We start from the raw sequence: 18,487 nt of genomic DNA on the forward strand, positions 1-18,487 counted from the left end.
TTGCCAGAAGAGTTTGGTGAATGGAGCACTGTCTATAGGCGATTTAATTTGTGGTCTAAAAAAGGAATATTAGTTGATATTTTCAAACATTTATCACAACTAGCGGATTTTGAATGGGTGTTCCTAGATGGCTCGATTATCAGGGCTCATCAACATAGTACAGGCGCTGCAACGGAGTATTCCGAGCAAATAGGTCAGAGCTGTGGTGGTAATTCAACTAAAATTCATCTTGCGGTTGATAGTGGTGGTTTGCCTATTTGTTTTGAGCTTTCTGAAGGACAACGACATGATATCACTTATGCAGAAAACCTAGTTGAAAAGCTTGATGAAGTCAATACAGTGATAGCCGATAAAGGTTATGACAGCGAGCCTTTTCGGTGCTTTGTTCGTCAAAAAGGCGGACGAACGGTGATTGCTAAACGTAATTATGGTAAGGATATAGATAAAAGCAGTATGGATAGCTGCCTTTATCGCTATCGTCATTTAGTCGAGAATGCCTTTGCTAGAATCAAGCAATATCGTTCAATATCAACTAGATACGATAAGTTAGAAAGGAATTATGCCAGTATGGTATCACTGGCATTTATGTTAATGTGGCTGCCAATGTATTGTTGAGTAATTTATGTACAGCAAAGATCAACAGCCCCTAATAGCTTTTATAACTTTTATTTTGAGATCCAATTAACTTGTTTACAGAAAAAATCTATGTGCCAGATTCATGTTTAACCAATAAAAATAAAATTGAGAATAGGGAGTTTTATTTATGGAGTTTTTAAATATTCTTTGGGTGATCCTTGGGATAGGATTAATGTTGATTTTAAATATTCGCTTTAAAATAAATTCAATGGTTGCATTATTAGCTGCAGCAATATTTGTTGGTCTGATGGCTAAAATGGATTTATTGAGTATTCTTAAAACGATTAAATCAGGGTTTGGTGGAACACTTGGTGAATTAGCTATTATTGTTGTTTTTGGGGCTGTTATTGGCAAATTAATGGTTGATTCAGGTGCAGCGCATCAAATTGCTCAAACTTTATTAAAAAAACTTGGGATTAAATATGTAAAAATAGCGATCATTATTATGGGGCTTATATTTGGTCTAGCAATGTTTTATGAGGCCGCATTTATAATATTAGCTCCGTTAGTAATTGCATTAGCAAAAGAAGCGAAAATTCCATTTTTAAAACTAGCTATTCCTGGAGTTGCAGCAGCAACCACAGCCCACTCATTATTTCCTCCACAACCAGGACCTGTAGCTTTAGTTAATGCCTATGGGGCTGATATGGGAATGGTCTATATTTATGGACTTATTGTCGCAATTCCCTCTGTAATTTGTGCTGGTATAATTCTTCCTAAATTTCTCGGCAATTTAGAAAGACCCACTCCACAGTTCTTACAATCTGAAACACCTATTGATGAAAATAATCTTCCTTCTTTTTTTACATCAATTACTGTTCCTTTGATTCCTGCTTATATAATGATAGCAACCACAATAGCAAATATATGGCTAGAAAAAGGCACAACAGCTTATTGCGTTCTCAACTTTATTGGATCATCTCAAATTGCAATGTTTCTAGCAATGATTGTTGCTTTTATCTTATTTGGGAAGAAACTTAACCATTCAATGGAATGGGTTATGAAGTCTTTTGATAATGCAGTAAAAGGTATAGCAATGGTTGTACTAATTATTGGCGCTGGTGGTGCATTAAAGCAAATTATCATCGATACTGGTATTGGTGATACTATTGGTCAATTAATGTCAACTGGAGGGGTGTCTCCTTATATTATGGCATGGTTAATTACTGTGTTAATCCGTTTAGCAACAGGACAAGGTGTTGTTTCTGCTATGACAGCAGCTGGAATTATCGGTGCTGCAGTTATTGATCCTACTACGGGGATTATGAGTGGTGTGAACCCAGCATTACTTGTACTTGCAACTGCTGCGGGGTCTAATACATTGACTCATATCAACGATGCTTCTTTCTGGTTATTTAAAGGCTATTTTGATTTATCAATTAAAGATACTTTAAAAACATGGGGCTTATTAGAATTAGTGAATTCAATTATTGGTTTAGCCGTTGTGTTAATTATAAGTATTATTGCTTAATTGTAATTTTTTTGAAAAGATTAACTGTAATATTTTATAGTTAATCTTTTTATTCATTTCCAATAGACCTTGTGTCATAATCAGCTACACGTTTTTATTGTTTATATTTACTTAAAGTTTAAAATTTATTTTGGTAAAGAGATTTTCATTAAAATGTAAATAATTATTTTCAATAAGACTTTTAATTATAAATAAGGTAAATTATTAGATCAATCCTACTTTAAAAATAACTGTTTTTAAAAATAATTGTTTTTGTACTGATTGAAAAAGGAGCCTAAGTCAAGGTATGCGTTATAACGAACCACAAATGTTGACGTCAATTTTGACACAAGCCTCTTCTCTGTCTAAGATTCAAGATAGAACTAATGCATTATGCTCTTTAGCTAAAGTTGTTTATGATTTGTTGCCTTCACCATTAAATCAACAATGCCGAGTTGCTAACTATCGTCAAGGTGTGTTGATTTTAGAGGTTAGTTCAGCTTGTTGGTTAACTAGATTGAAATATGAACAAAGCAATTTAATATCTGAAATACGAAAATTTATTTTACCATCCTTATCTTCTATTCAATATCAGATTAATCCAGATATTTCAGTGAGGTGGTCACAGAGCAATTATCAAAGTGATAAGTCATCTTTAGCTTCAAGCGTGATGACACAAAAAAGCGCAATGTTTCTATCTGCATTAGCAGAAAATGCACCAGACAAGTTAAAAAAACAATTGATAAAACTTGCTAACCATGCAAAATAAGCGCTGATAATTAGTCTTCAATTTTATAAAATTATATATCTTAAAGATATAAGGAGTGAATAATGGATAAAGGTATGCTTACTTATCTTATAATTGGATTCGTGATTGGTTTTATTATTTGTTTCATTTTTATTAGTGTTATTAGTCCTAAGGCACGTAAATATGCCAAAGTTAAACAAGAGTTAGATCAAACAAAAGATGAATTAATAGCGCAAAAACAAATGATTGCTAAACATTTTTCACATAGTGCAGAAATATTGGATAATATGGCTAAAGATTTTCGTCGTCTTTATCAACATATGGCTGAAAACTCCAGTCAATTTATGGATAGTGGTAATATTCAATCTTTAGATTTTGATTCAAATACAGATTCTAACGAAACAAAAGAAATTACGCTTGATAAGCAGCCTAGAGATTATTCTGATGATTCTTCAGGTTTATTTAAAACGGATGAAAATAAATCTTAATCTATGATTTTATTTTCCGTTACTTAATATTCAAGCAATTTTATAGAGTGTAAATTTTTGTAAAAGCGAGAGTTCTAAGATGATTAATTCATTAAAACAACAAAAAAAATTATTAAGTATTTTAGCTTTAAGTTTAGGAATAAGTTTATCTGTACTTCCGAATACTTATGCAGCTTTTCCTCCTGCCTCAACCGATAATACGCAACTGCCAAGTTTGGCACCTATGCTTGAAACTGTATTACCATCAGTTGTTAGTATTAAAGTTGAAGGAACAGCTCAAATGCAAAATAATATGCCAGAAGAATTTAGACGTTTTTTTGGTTATCCAGATAGCCAATCAAGGGCGTTTACAGGTTTAGGTTCTGGTGTGATTATTGATGCCGAAAAAGGTTATGTTGTTACGAATAATCATGTTATTGATGGTGCCGATAAAATTACGGTTGCTCTAAACGATGGGCATGAATTTAAAGCAAAACTAATCGGTAAGGATCCACAAAGTGATATAGCATTACTTAAAATTGATGATGCCAAAAAATTAACAGCTATTAAATTAGCAGATTCTGATAATTTACGTGTTGGTGATTATGCTGTTGCTATTGGTAATCCATTTGGCATTGGTCAAACTGTTACCTCAGGGATTATTTCAGCTTTAGCTCGTAGTGGACTTAATATGAATGGTTTTGAAAACTTCATTCAAACAGATGCTTCAATTAACCAAGGTAACTCTGGTGGGGCACTTGTGAATTTAAATGGTGAGCTTGTTGGTATAAATACCGCAATTATTGCTCCAAGTGGTGGTAATGTAGGGATAGGATTTGCAATTCCTAGTAACATGGTAAAAAGTTTAACTTCTCAGCTTATAGAATTTGGTGAAGTAAAACGTGGCGTGCTTGGTATCAAAGGTAATGAATTGACATCGGATATAGCAAAAGCGTTTGATGTTGATGTTCAAAAAGGTGCTTTTGTTAGTGAAGTTATTGAGAATTCAGCCGCACAAGCAGCAGGAATTAAATCTGGCGATATTATTGTCTCGATGGATGGTAAACCAGTCGATAGTTTTGCTGAACTACGTGCAAAAATTGCGACAACTGGAGCAGGGCGAACTGTTAAGCTAGGTTTAATTCGAGATGGCAAAACAATATCTGTCGATGTAAAACTAAAAAATAGCGACGAGACAACAACTGATGCAAAATCACTACATTCTGCTCTTGATGGAGCAACGCTTAGCAATGGTGAAATTAAAGGCCAAAAAGGTGTTTTAATAGAAAGTATTGCTAAAAATTCGCCTGCGTCTCGACTCAGTTTGCAAGAGGGAGATCTTATTACTGGAGTTAATAAAGAACGAGTAACTAATATTGCAGATCTTCGAAAAATTATTGATAGCCATCCATCAGTAATTGCATTAAATATAATTCGTGGTGATAGTCGTTTATATTTAATTTTACGATAATTAGTCACCTTTTATATCGTCGATGCTTTAGCATCGACGAAAACTTTAATTTTAACCTTTATATAGATGTGTTAAAATCTTCATTATTCTTCCCATTACAATCCTGAAACTAATGCTCAAAAAGATTCTATGGCCAATATTAATTGGAACGGTTTTAGCTATTGTGTTATTGATTATTTTTCCTTCTTTACAAAAAGGAAACCAATCAAATTTTCCAACCTCAATTTTTCATGATGATCCATTAAGTTTTTCTAGTGCCGTTAAAACTGCGGCTCCTGCAGTAGTTAATATTTATAGTCGCTCAATTAATTCTTTTTCTCAGGAATCACAAGATAGTCCAATAACTCCGCTCGGTTCTGGAGTAATTATGAATGGGAATGGGTATATTGTTACTAATTATCATGTAGTTGAAGATGCAGAACAAATTATCGTCGCATTGCAAGATGGACGAATATTTGAAGCTTTATCTGTAGGCTCAGATAAACTTGTTGATCTAGCGGTATTAAAAATAGAGGCTTCAAATATCCCCACTATATTGATAAATCCTCAACGCGAACCCAAAATTGGTGATGTCGTATTAGCCATAGGAAACCCCTACAATATAGGACAAACTATTACACAAGGCATTATCAGTGCTACAGGTCGTGATGGATTGAGCCCATACAGAAGGCAAAATTTTATTCAAACTGATGCATCAATAAATCATGGCAATTCAGGTGGAGCGCTAGTAAATAGCAAAGGTGAATTAATGGGAATTAATACTCTTAGCTTTGCAAAAAATTTAGGAAACGATGTTCCTGAAGGAATTGGATTTGCTATCCCAACTGCATTAGCAGTTAAAATCATGAATAAATTAATTCGCGATGGAAAAGTTATTAGAGGATATATAGGTATTGATGGATTAGAATTTGCACCAACTCAAAACCCAAGTGATATGCCAGTGGTGTTAGGTATTTTAGTTACCAAGGCAGAAGGTCCTTCGTTGCAAGCTGGAATTCAAGCTAATGATATTCTGATTATGGTAGATAATAAGCCTGTTAAATCAATTGTTGAAACAATGGACCAAATAGCCGAGTTGAAACCCGGTACAATTGTCCCCATTATAGTTCTGCGAAATGGGGAAAAAATTGAACTGAAAATAACAATAGGTCAATTACCTGTTTAATTGTTTTTTATTTCTTGATTAACACGGCTATTGGCCGTATAATCTGCGGTCTTATCATGTTTTTTTAACACTCGTATGGTGTATAGATTTTGCTTTTATGGCCATTTATATAGCGATACGAAAAACTTTAGAGGCTTATTATGAAAGAAGGTATTCATCCAGAATATACTGCAATTACAGCAACTTGTTCTTGTGGTAACGTTATTAAAACTCATTCTACTGTTGGTCATGATATTCATCTTGACGTATGTGGTGAATGTCACCCATTCTATACCGGTAAACAACGTGATGTTGCAACTGGTGGACGTGTAGATAAGTTCAAACAACGCTTTGCTATGGTTGGCGGTAAAAAATAATTTTCCAAAAAACCATATTCCAAGATTAATAATAGTTAAAAAGGCGCATAATGCGCCTTTTGTTTTTCCAAAATTAGTCTTTTAGTTAATAATCAATCAAAATCGGGGTTAATACCTAAATCCTGCATTGTCTTTTTAGCTTGCTTAGGAATACCGTCTTCACGATCTTTTTGTAAATCATCGTCACAAGGTAAAGGTTGACCGGTATAAGCATGAAGAAAGGCTTCACACAATAATTCACTATTTGTTGCGTGACGTAAATTATTAACTTGTCGGCGAGTACGCTCATCAGTCAATATTTTTAAAACTTTCAACGGAATTGATACTGTAATTTTTTTTACTTGCTCGCTTTTTTTACCATGTTCAGCATAAGGGCTTATATATTCGCCATTCCATTCCATCATCTTGTCACCAAATTACATCACAAATAATGTGGGCAATTCTAACGTTTTTTTTATTTCTCTGCAATCTACACATCAAGATAGTTAGACGTCTAGACATGTTGACGTCTTTATTGAATGTGTTATTCTTATACAATCTGTTTTGGAAGTAAGCAAAGTATTATTTAGAGGAATGTTATTATGGTTAGTCAAACCAACAATTTAAGCCAAGGAACAATAGCTGTTCGTGGTGGGATTAATACTGATGAGCAATATGGTAGTGTCGTACCTGTTATTACACCATCTACTTGTTATCGTTATGAAGAATTTGCAAAACCAAGAAAGTTTGATTATGCACGAAAAGCGAATCCTAGTCGGCGATTAGTAGAAGAAACTGTTGCAAAATTAGAAGGTGGTGCCGATGCTATCTTAACAAACTGTGGTATGTCAGCAATTCACCTTATCAGTGTTGCTTTATTAGCGCCAAATGACTTAGTTATTGCTCCTCATGATTGTTATGGTGGTAGCTATCGACTTTTTAATAGTCTAAGCCAAAAAGGCTATTTTAAAGTGAAATTTGTTGATCAATCTGATTCAATAGCCTTACAAGAAGCACTTAATTTACATCCTAAATTAGTATTGATTGAAACACCAAGTAACCCATTACTTCGTGTTGTTGATATCAAAAAAATAGCCCAACAAGCACATGATGTTGGTGCTTTGGTTTTAGTCGATAATACGTTTATGACACCGATTTTACAAAAACCGTTGGAGCTTGGTGCTGATATAGTCAGCCATTCTTGTACCAAATTTTTAAATGGGCATTCGGATTTATTAGCGGGAATTTTAGTCTTCAAAGACCAACAGCTTGCTACAGATGTTTTATGGTGGGCCAATAATATTGGTACGCTTACTTCATCATTTGATAGTTATCTTTTATTGCGTGGGTTACGAACTCTTGCTGCACGTGTTAATTTACAACAAGAAAATGCCCAAAAAGTTGTTGAGTTTCTTGTTAATCACCCAAAAATAGCAAAAGTATTTCATCCCTCTTTACCATCTAATCTTGGGCATGATATTGCTAAAGAACAACAAAAGGGGTTTGGTTCGTTACTAAGTTTTGAACTAGTTGGAAATGCCGATGTAATGCCGAAGTTTTTAAAAGCACTTAAAATTATTACCTTAGCTCAATCACTTGGTGGCGTTGAAAGTCTTGTCTGCCACCCAGCAACAATGACACATTCAGGTATTAGTGCAGAAGCACGAAAAACAGCGGGTATTTCAGATCAGCTATTACGTATTTCAGTTGGTTTAGAAGATATTACTGATTTACTAGCTGATTTACAGCAGGCACTTGAAACAATCTAATTGAATTTTTAGATTAAAAAAGGATTGATGATATAATGCTGTAATGTTATTTCATCAACCTATTATTTGCACTTTTATTAAAGTAATGTTTTATTCTTTCTGAAATTTTCTATCTTCTTTTTTATCGCGGTAAAAATTTCATCAATTGAATGCCGTTTAGCTCTACCACAAATTTTTGCCTCTTCATTGCAGACCAAACATTGTCTTGGTTGATTTTCGAATTGAGAACGTGACAGGCTATTTTGTGTAACAATGTCAATAACATCAATATCCCACAAACGCCCTAAGGGATGATTATTTTCGACTTCAATACAATATTTTTTAAGGGTTTTAGCTGAACATTTAATTGCTATGATTGCTTCTGAACCAGTAATGTAATGGAAATGATCTTCATTGATTATTGTTATATCGTTTTGTAAAAAACAGAGATGTAAAGCTTTAATTGCTTCGTCAAAAAGATAACGGGCTCCGCTACTGTTTTTTATAGGACCAGGAATAACTATACTTAATGATATGATTGGATATTTATAGCATGTCATTGCATGCTTTTGGTTTTCAACTCGCTTTTCCTTGGCTAGTAGCATTTGCTCAAGGGTAATAGGAGTGCCATCATCAAATTTAATTTGCATTTTTTTCATCAAATAGAAAAGTAATAGCATGACACTTTTACATGTCAGGCTATTACTATATTAATAAAGATTAAAATTAATCTTTAACTTGGCGTACGACATCAATAACAGAACCATCACGGAAATGTACGATACCAACGATTTTATCATTAAATTCGATTGGTTTTGGTTCACCAGTTAAAGACACAGCACGTTGATAAAGCTCTTCAATGCTCATAATTGGTAAATTAGCTGCTTTTAAACGTTCAGCAATTTCTGGACGATTAGGGTTAACAGCAATACCATGGTCAGTGACTAGCACATCAACGCTCTCACCAGGAGTAACTAATGTTGTTACCTTTTTAATTACTGTTGGAATGCGGCTACGAATGAGTGGCGCAACAACAATTGTTAAGTTTGCACCAGCAGCTGTATCACAGTGACCACCAGAAGCACCGCGCATTACACCGTCAGAACCAGTTAATACATTAACATTGTAATCAAGGTCGATTTCTAACGCACTTAAAATAACAATATCAAGCTCATCAACACTTGCACCTTTTGAGGCAGGATTTGCATAAACATTAGTTGAAACTTCGATATGATCTTTATTTTTACCTAAAGATTGCCCCGCAGTGCCGTCAAAACTTTGAGTATCTAATAAACGTTTAACTAATCCTTTTTCGTGAAGATCAACAATACTTGCTGTAATACCACCTAAAGCAAATGATGCAGTGATATTTTTCGCACGCATGCGATTTTCAAGGAAACGAGTTGCTGCAGTTGACGATGCACCAGAACCAGTTTGGATTGAAAAACCATCTTTAAAATAACCAGAGTGTTCAATAACATCAGCTGCATAACGAGCGATCATCAGCTCGCGTGGATTGCTAGTGATACGCGCTGCACCCACACTAATTTTAGATGGGTCACCCACTTCATCAACTTTAACAATATAATCAACTTGATCTTGGCGAATACTTGCTGGATGGTTAGGATATCCAACAATATCCTCAGTTAATAGTACAACTTTCTTCGCAAATTGCGCATCAACCATAGCATAACCTAGAGCACCACATTGTGATTTTCCAGATACACCATTAGCGTTACCTTGTTCATCAGCGGTTGATACAGCTAAAAATGCGATATCAATGTTAATTTCACCACTTTGGATCAGTTTTACACGTCCACCATGAGAATGGATATGGACTGGGTTATCCATTAAACCGTGAGAAATCGCATCGGCTAATTTACCACGTAAACCAGAGGTATAAATTTTAGTAATTACACCAGATTCGATATGAGGAATTAACGCTGAGTTACAGCTTAATAAAGAACTTGAAGCTAGCGTCAAATTTTTAATGCCTAAATTGCTGATAGTCTCAACAACTTTGTTGATAACCTTATCGCCTTCACGAAATGCATGGTGAAAAGAGATAGTCATACCATCACGCAATTCACATTTTTTAATTGCTTGCTCAATAGAATCACACAATTTACGCGTATATTTAGACTCATCTTTTAAATATGGTGTTGTTGCGTTAGCATCAACAAAAGGCTTAATATTCTTGAGATCAGGGTGCTGTTTAAGCAAATCATCAATTTTTTTGTTTATAGAAGTAGTCATTTTTCAATCCTATCAAATTTCTTTACGTACACCAGAATACTTAGCCAACTCAATAACTTTTCTAGCTCGAGCAATAATCGGTGCATCAATCATTTTGCCATTTAGAGAAATAACGCCAAGGCCTTTTCTTTCTCCCTCTTCTGCTGCTTCAACCACTTTTTGGGCATGTTCAACTTCAGCTGCTGTTGGAGCATAAGCATTGTGGAGCAGATCGATTTGTCTAGGATTAATGAGCGATTTACCGTTGTAACCTAATTTTTTGATTAAGCTGACTTCTTTCAAGAAACCTTCATCATCATTAACATTAGAGTAAACAACGTCAAAAGCATCAATTTTAGCCACACGTGCTGCATGTAATACTGCACAGCGAGCATAGAATAATTCTGTACCATCGCCACGTTCAGTTTGCATATCAACAAGATAGTCAAATGCAGCTAGCGCAATACCGATTAAACGTGGAGAAGATTTAGCGATAGAAACGGCATTAACAACACCTTGAGCAGATTCGATTGCAGCCATTAATTTAGTGCTACCAACTTCACGCCCACACTCTTTTTCGATTCTTTCAACATGAGCTTCTAACTCATGAATATCTTCAGCACAGTTAGTCATAGGTAAACGTACTACATCAACACCAGCTCTTACAACTGCTTCAAGGTCTTTTAGACCAAATGGAGTATCAAGCGCGTTGATTCGTACTACTGTTTCAATTCCGTGCTCTTTATAAACAGGAAGAAGTAAAGTTTGTGCAACTAATAAACGTGCTGAATCTTTTTCCTTAATTGAAACGGCATCTTCAAGATCGAACATGATTGAATCAGGCTTATAAACAAACGAAGTTGATAACATAGCGGCGTTTGCACCTGGAAGAAATAGCATACTTCGACGTAATTTTTTCATAGTAATTTACTCCAATCTAAGTTTTCTTCTTCTGCGCCACGTAAAACTGCACATTGAACTCTAGCTTTAATAGCGCAATCAAGTGCACCTTTATCATCAATAATGATTAAACCGTCGGTTACATTAAGCTCATTTAAAGTTTGATCAACAACCGCACGGATTTGATCGCCAAATTGTTTATTAACATCACTATTAATAACAATTTCAATTCCCGTGTTTGGCATGACTTTGACTAACAAATCGCTAGATTCAAGAGTCCCCGCCATGGCTTCTTTTTGTATTTTCATTTTTTTACCTTTTAAAACGTATTAAATTTTAAATTTATCCAAATTAGCTGAAAGGTAATCCCATGTAGTAGATGGAACTAGTTTTTTTACCTCTTCATATTGCCCTGATGCCAATAATTTTCTTACTAATGAAGCTGATACAATAGTATCACCTTCGGTTATTCGTTGAACTTCAACAAAAGTAATTGCTGAGTGGTTACTAACTGCTTTATCTTCAAGCCAATAAGACATTGCTTCATTATAAGCCTTAGTTACTTCGTCATAGGGTTCAGTTCCAACAAATCGATAGTTAATATTAAGCGCTGGAGCAATATAATTTCGGAATATAAGCAGATCGATACCCATATAGGCCTGATCGATTTTTGTCTTATCTTTTAGAAAATAAGTTGGAAATGTTGCTCTTGAAATAATATAAGGAGAACTTGCATGTACTGTAACATTTTTTATCTGTTTAGTACCATCTTTAACTAATTTCAAACGTGTATCAAATGAAAATAGCGATGCATTTTCATTGACAACAAAAACATGCAACCAATCACATTGACTTGCAGCATATTGAATAAGATATTGATGGCCTTTAGTGAAAGGATTAGCATTCATAACAATGCTACCGATTTTACTCCCTTCTTTTTGTTGCGTGCTTAGTTGTTTACAATATTGTCTTATTCCAACCGGATTGTTTTCCATTAAGACGACAAGATCTGTTATTTCAACAATAGGATAAAACCCACATCCTTTAAAAAAATCTATATTTTCAGGTTTTGTATACAAAAAAAGATGGAAATAGCCATTTTCATTGGCATATTTTATTGCATGATCCATCAAGGTTAGATTTAGTTGATTGCCACGATAATTAGGATCAATAGCAACACATTTAATAATATTGCGATCAATACCTGCACAAGCAATAATTTGTTCATTGATTTTAGCTACCATAAAAACAGTAACTTGTGAATCCAGATCAAGATCAGAGCGAGATAGCAACTGTTTAACTTCTTTATAATCTTGTTCTGCTTTAGAAATATCAACAACGGCATAATCAACTAAATCGTACATAAATTTACCTCTATTCAGCTACTACATAATTAGTTAGTCGACCAATTCCTGTAATTTCGACTTCAATTGTATCGCCATCTTTCATAAATACTGGAGGATTACGTTTTTTACCAACTCCACCTGGTGATCCAGTAAGAATAACATCACCCGGAGATAAACGTGTAAAAGTACTAATATAAGAAATTAATTCAGGCACGGTATGCACAAGATTTTTAACTGAATCGTGTTGCATTTGTTCGCCATTTAAATAAGTAGTTAAAGATAATACTTTTGGATCAGGGATTTCATCGCTTGTTGTAATGCATGGACCGAAAGCACCAGTGTTAGGCCAGTTTTTACCTGCAGTAAACCAAGTGTATTGCCAGTCACGAATAGAACCATCCATATAACAGCTATAACCAGCTACATATGATAACGCATCTTCTTGCTTAATACGAAAACCAGCTTTACCTATAATAATAGCTAATTCTCCTTCATAATCCAACTCATTAGTAATAGCTGGTTTAACAATGTTGGTTTTATGACCCGTTTGAGAATCAGGGAAACGAACAAAAAGCGTTGGTGCTGAACTGGTTTCATTAAATTCTGCTCGTTTTTCGGCATAGTTCATACCAACACACAAAATTTTATTTGGGTTTGGAATAACAGGTAAATAAGTAATGTCTTGTTCATCAATGTCACTTGGGGCATTAAGGTAGGTTTTGGCAACAGATAGTCCTTCTTTATCGGCAAGTAGCGATTTTAAATCGGCATATTTATCGCCTAATTTTTGCTTTAAATCAACAATACCATTATTAGTAAGAAGACCAAAACTTGCTCTACCAGAGACAAGATAACTGACAAGCTTCATGAAAACTCCTTAAAAGCTATTTTGTTAATTGTAAATATTAAATAAAAACGAACAACCTTAGTATAAACCAAGGTTGTTATTTAATATGTAAAATCTATACTAAGAAATTGCCGAGAATAAGTAATGATACTGATACATTGATTGCACCACCAATACGAGTTGCAATTTGTGCAAACGGCATAAGTTCCATACGTTCTGCAGCAGTTAAGATTGCCACGTCACCAGTTCCGCCTTGACCACTTTGACAACAAGAAATAACAGCAGCATCAACTGGATACATACCAAGTTTTTTAGCAACAAAGAAGCCAGTAGTAACCAAACTAACAACTGTACAAACAATAACAATTAGGTTTGTAATAGTGAACGCTTCAACAATTTTTTCCCATGGTGTAATTGCTACACCTACTGCAAATAAAATTGGATAGGTAACAGACGTTTGGAAAAATTTATAAACAACTTGTGAACCACTTAATACTTTAGGTGAAACACCAGATACTAATTTAACAAAAACTGCTGCAAATAGCATTCCTACTGGTGCTGGAATACCAGTCACTTTGTGACCAATCATACCAACCATATAAAGAATAGCTGCTAATAATACACCTGAAGCGAATGTAGTTACATCAATAATTGATTCAGTTTTAGCTGCTTTTTTATCAGCAACTTCATCATCAGCAGGTAATAGTCGACCATTACCAGTTAAGTGCGGATAAGCTTTACCAATACGATTTAAAATACCACCACAAATAATACCAGTTAGACCACCTAACATTACGATTGGTAACACACGACCAAGCGCATCACCTTGTTCCATACCTAAGATTGAAGCGTACCCGATTGAAAGTGGAATAGCACCTTCACCAACACCACCAGCCATAATTGGTAAAACTAAGAAGAAGAATGTTTCAAATGGTGTTAAACCAAGCAAATAACCAACGCCAACACCAACAAGCATACCAACGATTTCACCACATACCATTGGGCCGAAGATTTTTAAGAATCCTTGGATAAGTGTTTTCTTATCCATATTCATAATACTACCCACGATGATACAACAGATATATAAATAAAGAATATGTGTATCTTTATAGAATTTTTTTGTTGCATCAACAACTGGTTCAGGAAGAATACCATAATAAACTAGAGCTGATGGAATAAAGGTTGCACAAATTGCTGCAGCTCCCATTTTTCCAACGATCGGCAAACGTTTACCAATTTCGCCACATAGAAAACCAAAAAAAGCACAAGTAACTACCATTACAACGATTTCGCTAGGTAATTTACCTGTTACTAACACTTCAGCAAAAATAAGAATACCAGCGATAATAAATAATGGAAGTGGGATAACACCAATTTTATAGTTATCCATTAGTCGCCACCAATTATATGGCCAACCAGTTAGATTTTCTGTAACAGTCTTACCCGTTGATTCTTTTCCATTAATGTTTTTCTCAGATGAGTTAAAATTCACCATTAATTTTTTTCTCCAAAATAAGTTGATTTATTCGAAATTATTGGCGGGTATATTTACAAAAAATTAATGAAATTTTTGTGATATAAATCATAAATTAACTGTAGTTTTTATGGTTTTAAAGGATATATGTTTTTTAATGCTGTGATACACTTATTTGAACTTAATTTGAAAAGCAAATACAAAAATGCGAATGAAAATCCACTTATCATTTACCACAAAACTTTTTTTATCGCTTTTGTTTTTTTCGTTGATTGTTCTTGCGCTATTACAAAGCTATATTTGGAACACAACTGAAACAAATTTGTATCGAAGTTTGGGCGAAAAAGCGCAAATTCAAGCAAAAGAGTTATCTGTTTTACCAAGTTTAATTGAATATGTCAAAGATAAAGACACAAATAAAATAGCTAATTTAATCACAGATATATTTAAACAAAGTGATGCAAGCTATATTGTTATTGGCGATGCTAATGCTAACCGTTTATTTCATACAGCTAATAGCCCTTTACATTCCCCCATGGTAGGAGGGGATAATCAAGAGGTTCTTAACGGTAATAGTAGCATCACTATTAGTGAGGGTTCTCTTGGTCTAGCATTAAGGGGGAAAGCTCCAATTATTGAAAACGGTAAGATTATTGGTATAGTCTCGGTCGGTTATATGATTGATGGTATTTATGCATTGCATATAAAACAGTTTATACCGTTTATCATTTTTTGTTCCTTGTTATTCTTAGCACTATTTATCTTTTCATACTGTTTTTCAAAAGCAATTAAAAAACAGATGTTCAATTTAGAGCCTAAAGCAATCGCACTACTGGTAAAAAGCCAAAAGTCGATCATGGAATCGATTTTTGAAGGTGTTATTGCCATTGATCTTAATTATAAAATTATCAATATTAATCAATCTGCTCGCACAATGTTAGATATTAAGATAAATGATGACGAGTTACATAAACATGATTTAAGCGAATTTATCACCTCAAGTGACTTTATCTACAAAAAAGAAAATCAAACTGAAGACATACACGATCATATATGCTATTTCAATAACATGATTGTTATTGCCAGCCGAGTTCGAGTGGTTATTGATGATAAAATTCAAGGCTGGGTAATTACTTTTCGTAATTTTGATGATATTAATGTATTAAGCATGCAATTAACGCAAGTAACGCAATATGTCGATAATTTACGCGCATTAAGGCATGAACATCTTAACTGGTTAGCAACGCTATCAGGTTTAATATATATGAAACGGTATGACGAAGCGCAATCATTTATTGCATTGCATTCTGCCGATAACCAAAGTAATTTAGACTTTATTACCAAACATTTTAATGTGCCGGCTATATGTGGTTTATTAATTGGCAAATATTCAAAAGCACACGAAATTGGCTTAAATCTAGTATTTGATCCAGCATGCCAATTAAATGCATTACCTTCACTTATCACCGAAATAGAATTTATGTCAATTTTAGGAAATTTGCTTGATAATGCTTTTAATGCTAGCTTAAAAAATGATCGTGGTGATAAAACCATTTATCTCTATCTAAGCGACGCAACAAATGAAGTTGTATTAGAGGTAACTGATCAAGGCTGTGGCATTGATGAAAATATTCGCGATTCAATTTTCGAACCTGGCGTCACATCGCAAGAAGGTAAAGAACACGGTATTGGTTTACACCTTGTTTCGACCTATATAAAAAAGGCCAATGGTTATATTACATTTGAAGATAATACCCCTTATGGAACAATTTTTTCTGTATTTATACCTAAATAATAAAAAGGCAATTATATGAATCAATTTCAAGAAGATAATATCAAAGTGCTTATTGTTGAAGATGAGCCAATTTTAGCAGAACTAAATGCAGAGTTTATTCAAAAAGATACAAAGGTTAAAGTAATTGGAATAGCTTCAACACTAGAAGAAGCTAAAATAATGGTAGAAAAACTAAAACCGACCTTAATATTACTCGATAATTATTTACCTGACGGCAAAGGAATAGAATTATTTGAATACATCATAAATAATCATCTAGATTGCTATGTTATTTTTATTACAGCCGCAAGTGATATGGATACTTGTAGTAAAGCGATTCGTTATGGTGCTTTTGATTATTTGATTAAACCTGTCTCTTATCAACGATTAAAACATTCACTTGATCGTTTTGAACTATTTTTATACCGACAAAGCCTACAAAAACATGTCAATCAACGAAAAATAGACGAACTTTTCAATTTGCAAACTAAAGATTTTGTTGATATGAACCGCCACTCCAAAGGAATTGAAGAAATCACGCTACAAAAAGTCAAAGACTTATTTATGCAAACCGATAAAGCACTCACTGTTGACGAAATAGTCGAAAAAGCCAATATTAGCAAAACGACCGCTAGGCGATATTTAGAATATTGTGTACAAATCAAATTATTAACAGTCGAACTTAATCATGGAAAAATTGGACGACCAGAAAGGCTATATAAACGTTTAGGGAAATAGTATTTTATATATTTCAGATAAAATATAACTTTAAAAATATACTTATTTGAACTTTTGTTTAGTTGTTGATATTAGCAAAGCAAGCTAGTACGCCAAACAAGGATGTTTGGCTAGGATGTCACCACCGATATTAATTACTTCCGCAAAAGAAAAATATTTAAAACCACTTTCGCAAAAAAACATCTCAGTCAACTATAACAGCCGATTTAATCAAAGCAAAAAACCTCAATAAAATCAATACTCTACCGGAGCAATTTTAGGCCTTTAAAAAGCACCTACTCCACCAGTCCCAAAACCACTCAACCGCTACCTCCACCCGTAAAAAACGCCACCCCCCAAAAAAAAGCCAAAGCAACGCACTTAACCCGCTAACAAATCTTTACAATAAACCAACAAAAAAAGTGGCGCATTATTCATCATCAAGTTATAATTTTTGAGCTTATACAGGCAAGGAATCGCTCAAAATTCAAGGAACGGATATAAAAGTTCATAAAAAACAAGAAATTACTTGACAAGGAAATAAAAATGCATTACCATGGTTGGCATCTGGCATCTGGCATGCCAAACCTATGCCCTAAATCTTATTGATTCGCACGGTAGCCAAAGTAGGGCGCCACAGTTATTTTCATCATCGAAGTCATTTCGCGTAGCGAAATCGACGCCGTCATCGGGGTCTTTACTGGCGATGCTGTCGGCGGATTCTTCGACAACATCTTCGGTCACATCATCGGTCATATATTCGGCAAAATTATCGTCGATATCCAAGTGGTTATTAAAATCGCCATTGTTATCCAAACCGCCGTTACTATTTAAATCATCTTTGTTATCAAAATCGGCACTATTCTTCGCACCGTTGTTGTTATTGTCATATACGCAGGATACAGAGGCGTTAACGGTAAATACAACCAATACTATTCACGGTAGTGGGCCGTATTTAACGTTTGATGGTGGGCGGACAAAGGCAACTAATACAGACACATTTTTGGCAATCGAGTTGCCTGATGGAAGACGTATCACTCAGTCAACAAACACATCAAGTGTTACAAATCCGATAATGTTACCAAGTGGAAATTATACATTTAATGATATTCATACGGTATTGCCATCGGGTGCAACATCTATTAGTTTAAATAGTCTAATCAGCCAAGGGAAG

Annotated in this window: 18 protein-coding genes and 1 pseudogene; 10 read left to right on the forward strand and 9 right to left on the reverse strand. The window is 34.4% G+C overall.

The genetic code is table 11. The annotated features are described in order from the left end of the window. The 7 genes from A9G31_RS09300 to rpmE all read left to right on the forward strand — a co-directional run. A partial coding sequence (locus tag A9G31_RS09300; protein ID WP_065561306.1) for an IS5 family transposase occupies positions 1–615 on the forward strand: 615 nt, incomplete at its 5' end. A gap of 148 nt (positions 616–763) precedes the next feature. Next, complete coding sequence (gene gntP / locus A9G31_RS09305) at positions 764–2,107, forward strand: gluconate permease GntP (protein WP_065561404.1); 1,344 nt, start codon at positions 764–766, stop codon at positions 2,105–2,107. A gap of 286 nt (positions 2,108–2,393) precedes the next feature. Further along, on the forward strand, positions 2,394–2,855 hold the full coding sequence (locus A9G31_RS09310; RefSeq protein ID WP_065561405.1) for a DUF721 domain-containing protein: 462 nt from the start codon (positions 2,394–2,396) through the stop codon (positions 2,853–2,855). A gap of 62 nt (positions 2,856–2,917) precedes the next feature. Next, complete coding sequence (locus tag A9G31_RS09315) at positions 2,918–3,322, forward strand: YhcB family protein (protein ID WP_065561406.1); 405 nt, start codon at positions 2,918–2,920, stop codon at positions 3,320–3,322. 79 nt (positions 3,323–3,401) lie between these two features. After that, entirely contained in the window at positions 3,402–4,772 is a 1,371-nt protein-coding gene (locus A9G31_RS09320; protein WP_065561407.1) for a Do family serine endopeptidase, read from the forward strand. A gap of 112 nt (positions 4,773–4,884) precedes the next feature. Beyond that, on the forward strand, positions 4,885–5,937 hold the full coding sequence (gene degS, locus A9G31_RS09325) for an outer membrane-stress sensor serine endopeptidase DegS (protein WP_065561408.1): 1,053 nt from the start codon (positions 4,885–4,887) through the stop codon (positions 5,935–5,937). A gap of 140 nt (positions 5,938–6,077) precedes the next feature. Continuing rightward, positions 6,078–6,293 (forward strand): 50S ribosomal protein L31, encoded by a 216-nt coding sequence (rpmE, locus tag A9G31_RS09330; protein ID WP_034914396.1) that lies wholly within the window; start codon positions 6,078–6,080, stop codon positions 6,291–6,293. A gap of 92 nt (positions 6,294–6,385) precedes the next feature. Here rpmE and metJ read toward each other — a convergent pair whose 3' ends face one another. Beyond that, positions 6,386–6,697, reverse strand: a complete 312-nt coding sequence (gene metJ / locus A9G31_RS09335) for a met regulon transcriptional regulator MetJ (protein WP_065561409.1) — start codon at positions 6,695–6,697, stop codon at positions 6,386–6,388. 177 nt (positions 6,698–6,874) lie between these two features. Between metJ and metB the strand changes: the two genes are divergently transcribed. Beyond that, entirely contained in the window at positions 6,875–8,041 is a 1,167-nt protein-coding gene (gene metB / locus A9G31_RS09340; RefSeq protein WP_065561410.1) for a cystathionine gamma-synthase, read from the forward strand. Positions 8,042–8,118: 77 nt separating this feature from the next. Here the strand turns inward: metB and citX are convergent, their stop codons facing one another. The 7 genes and pseudogenes from citX to A9G31_RS09375 all read right to left on the reverse strand — a co-directional run. Beyond that, complete coding sequence (gene citX, locus A9G31_RS09345) at positions 8,119–8,670, reverse strand: citrate lyase holo-[acyl-carrier protein] synthase (protein WP_065561411.1); 552 nt, start codon at positions 8,668–8,670, stop codon at positions 8,119–8,121. Between the two features lie 76 nt (positions 8,671–8,746). Continuing rightward, positions 8,747–10,276 (reverse strand): citrate lyase subunit alpha, encoded by a 1,530-nt coding sequence (gene citF / locus A9G31_RS09350; RefSeq protein WP_065561412.1) that lies wholly within the window; start codon positions 10,274–10,276, stop codon positions 8,747–8,749. Between the two features lie 12 nt (positions 10,277–10,288). Beyond that, the gene (citE, locus tag A9G31_RS09355) at positions 10,289–11,176 is read right to left on the reverse strand and encodes a citrate (pro-3S)-lyase subunit beta (RefSeq protein WP_034914409.1); all 888 of its coding nucleotides are present in this window, start codon (positions 11,174–11,176) and stop codon (positions 10,289–10,291) included. Further along, positions 11,173–11,463 (reverse strand): citrate lyase acyl carrier protein, encoded by a 291-nt coding sequence (gene citD, locus A9G31_RS09360; protein ID WP_065561413.1) that lies wholly within the window; start codon positions 11,461–11,463, stop codon positions 11,173–11,175. Before citD ends, citE begins: the two co-directional genes overlap by 4 nt. Before the next feature lie 21 nt (positions 11,464–11,484). Beyond that, positions 11,485–12,519 (reverse strand): [citrate (pro-3S)-lyase] ligase, encoded by a 1,035-nt coding sequence (citC, locus tag A9G31_RS09365; protein WP_065561414.1) that lies wholly within the window; start codon positions 12,517–12,519, stop codon positions 11,485–11,487. A 10-nt stretch (positions 12,520–12,529) separates the two neighbouring features. Continuing rightward, the gene (locus tag A9G31_RS09370; RefSeq protein WP_065561415.1) at positions 12,530–13,369 is read right to left on the reverse strand and encodes a fumarylacetoacetate hydrolase family protein; all 840 of its coding nucleotides are present in this window, start codon (positions 13,367–13,369) and stop codon (positions 12,530–12,532) included. A gap of 94 nt (positions 13,370–13,463) precedes the next feature. Then, positions 13,464–14,750, reverse strand: a pseudogene (locus A9G31_RS09375) (2-hydroxycarboxylate transporter family protein); the annotation flags it as partial. Positions 14,751–15,027: 277 nt separating this feature from the next. On the opposite strand from A9G31_RS09375, the gene A9G31_RS09380 reads away from it, so the two are divergent. Together A9G31_RS09380 and A9G31_RS09385 are read left to right on the forward strand one after the other, a co-directional pair. Next, complete coding sequence (locus A9G31_RS09380) at positions 15,028–16,617, forward strand: ATP-binding protein (protein WP_218056443.1); 1,590 nt, start codon at positions 15,028–15,030, stop codon at positions 16,615–16,617. Positions 16,618–16,632: 15 nt separating this feature from the next. Then, entirely contained in the window at positions 16,633–17,334 is a 702-nt protein-coding gene (locus A9G31_RS09385) for a response regulator (protein WP_065561416.1), read from the forward strand. Positions 17,335–17,901: 567 nt separating this feature from the next. Here the strand turns inward: A9G31_RS09385 and A9G31_RS09390 are convergent. Then, positions 17,902–18,243: a hypothetical protein gene (locus A9G31_RS09390; RefSeq protein ID WP_065561417.1), complete on the reverse strand. Its 342-nt coding sequence runs from the start codon at positions 18,241–18,243 to the stop codon at positions 17,902–17,904. Positions 18,244–18,487: the final 244 nt, after the last annotated feature.

This window comes from Gilliamella sp. Gris1-4 (assembly GCF_001690335.1).
In the GTDB taxonomy this organism is placed as follows: domain Bacteria; phylum Pseudomonadota; class Gammaproteobacteria; order Enterobacterales; family Orbaceae; genus Gilliamella; species Gilliamella apicola_P.

Coding starts and splice junctions, on each gene's coding strand:
- metJ (WP_065561409.1), bottom strand. CDS start 6,697: ATGATGGAATGGAATGGCGAATATATAAGCCCTTATGCTGAACATGGT.
- citC (WP_065561414.1), bottom strand. CDS start 12,519: ATGTACGATTTAGTTGATTATGCCGTTGTTGATATTTCTAAAGCAGAA.
- gntP (WP_065561404.1), top strand. CDS start 764: ATGGAGTTTTTAAATATTCTTTGGGTGATCCTTGGGATAGGATTAATG.
- A9G31_RS09320 (WP_065561407.1), top strand. CDS start 3,402: ATGATTAATTCATTAAAACAACAAAAAAAATTATTAAGTATTTTAGCT.
- A9G31_RS09315 (WP_065561406.1), top strand. CDS start 2,918: ATGGATAAAGGTATGCTTACTTATCTTATAATTGGATTCGTGATTGGT.
- metB (WP_065561410.1), top strand. CDS start 6,875: ATGGTTAGTCAAACCAACAATTTAAGCCAAGGAACAATAGCTGTTCGT.
- A9G31_RS09380 (WP_218056443.1), top strand. CDS start 15,028: ATGCGAATGAAAATCCACTTATCATTTACCACAAAACTTTTTTTATCG.
- rpmE (WP_034914396.1), top strand. CDS start 6,078: ATGAAAGAAGGTATTCATCCAGAATATACTGCAATTACAGCAACTTGT.
- A9G31_RS09385 (WP_065561416.1), top strand. CDS start 16,633: ATGAATCAATTTCAAGAAGATAATATCAAAGTGCTTATTGTTGAAGAT.
- citX (WP_065561411.1), bottom strand. CDS start 8,670: ATGCAAATTAAATTTGATGATGGCACTCCTATTACCCTTGAGCAAATG.
- citF (WP_065561412.1), bottom strand. CDS start 10,276: ATGACTACTTCTATAAACAAAAAAATTGATGATTTGCTTAAACAGCAC.
- degS (WP_065561408.1), top strand. CDS start 4,885: ATGCTCAAAAAGATTCTATGGCCAATATTAATTGGAACGGTTTTAGCT.
- A9G31_RS09310 (WP_065561405.1), top strand. CDS start 2,394: ATGCGTTATAACGAACCACAAATGTTGACGTCAATTTTGACACAAGCC.
- citE (WP_034914409.1), bottom strand. CDS start 11,176: ATGAAAAAATTACGTCGAAGTATGCTATTTCTTCCAGGTGCAAACGCC.
- citD (WP_065561413.1), bottom strand. CDS start 11,463: ATGAAAATACAAAAAGAAGCCATGGCGGGGACTCTTGAATCTAGCGAT.
- A9G31_RS09370 (WP_065561415.1), bottom strand. CDS start 13,369: ATGAAGCTTGTCAGTTATCTTGTCTCTGGTAGAGCAAGTTTTGGTCTT.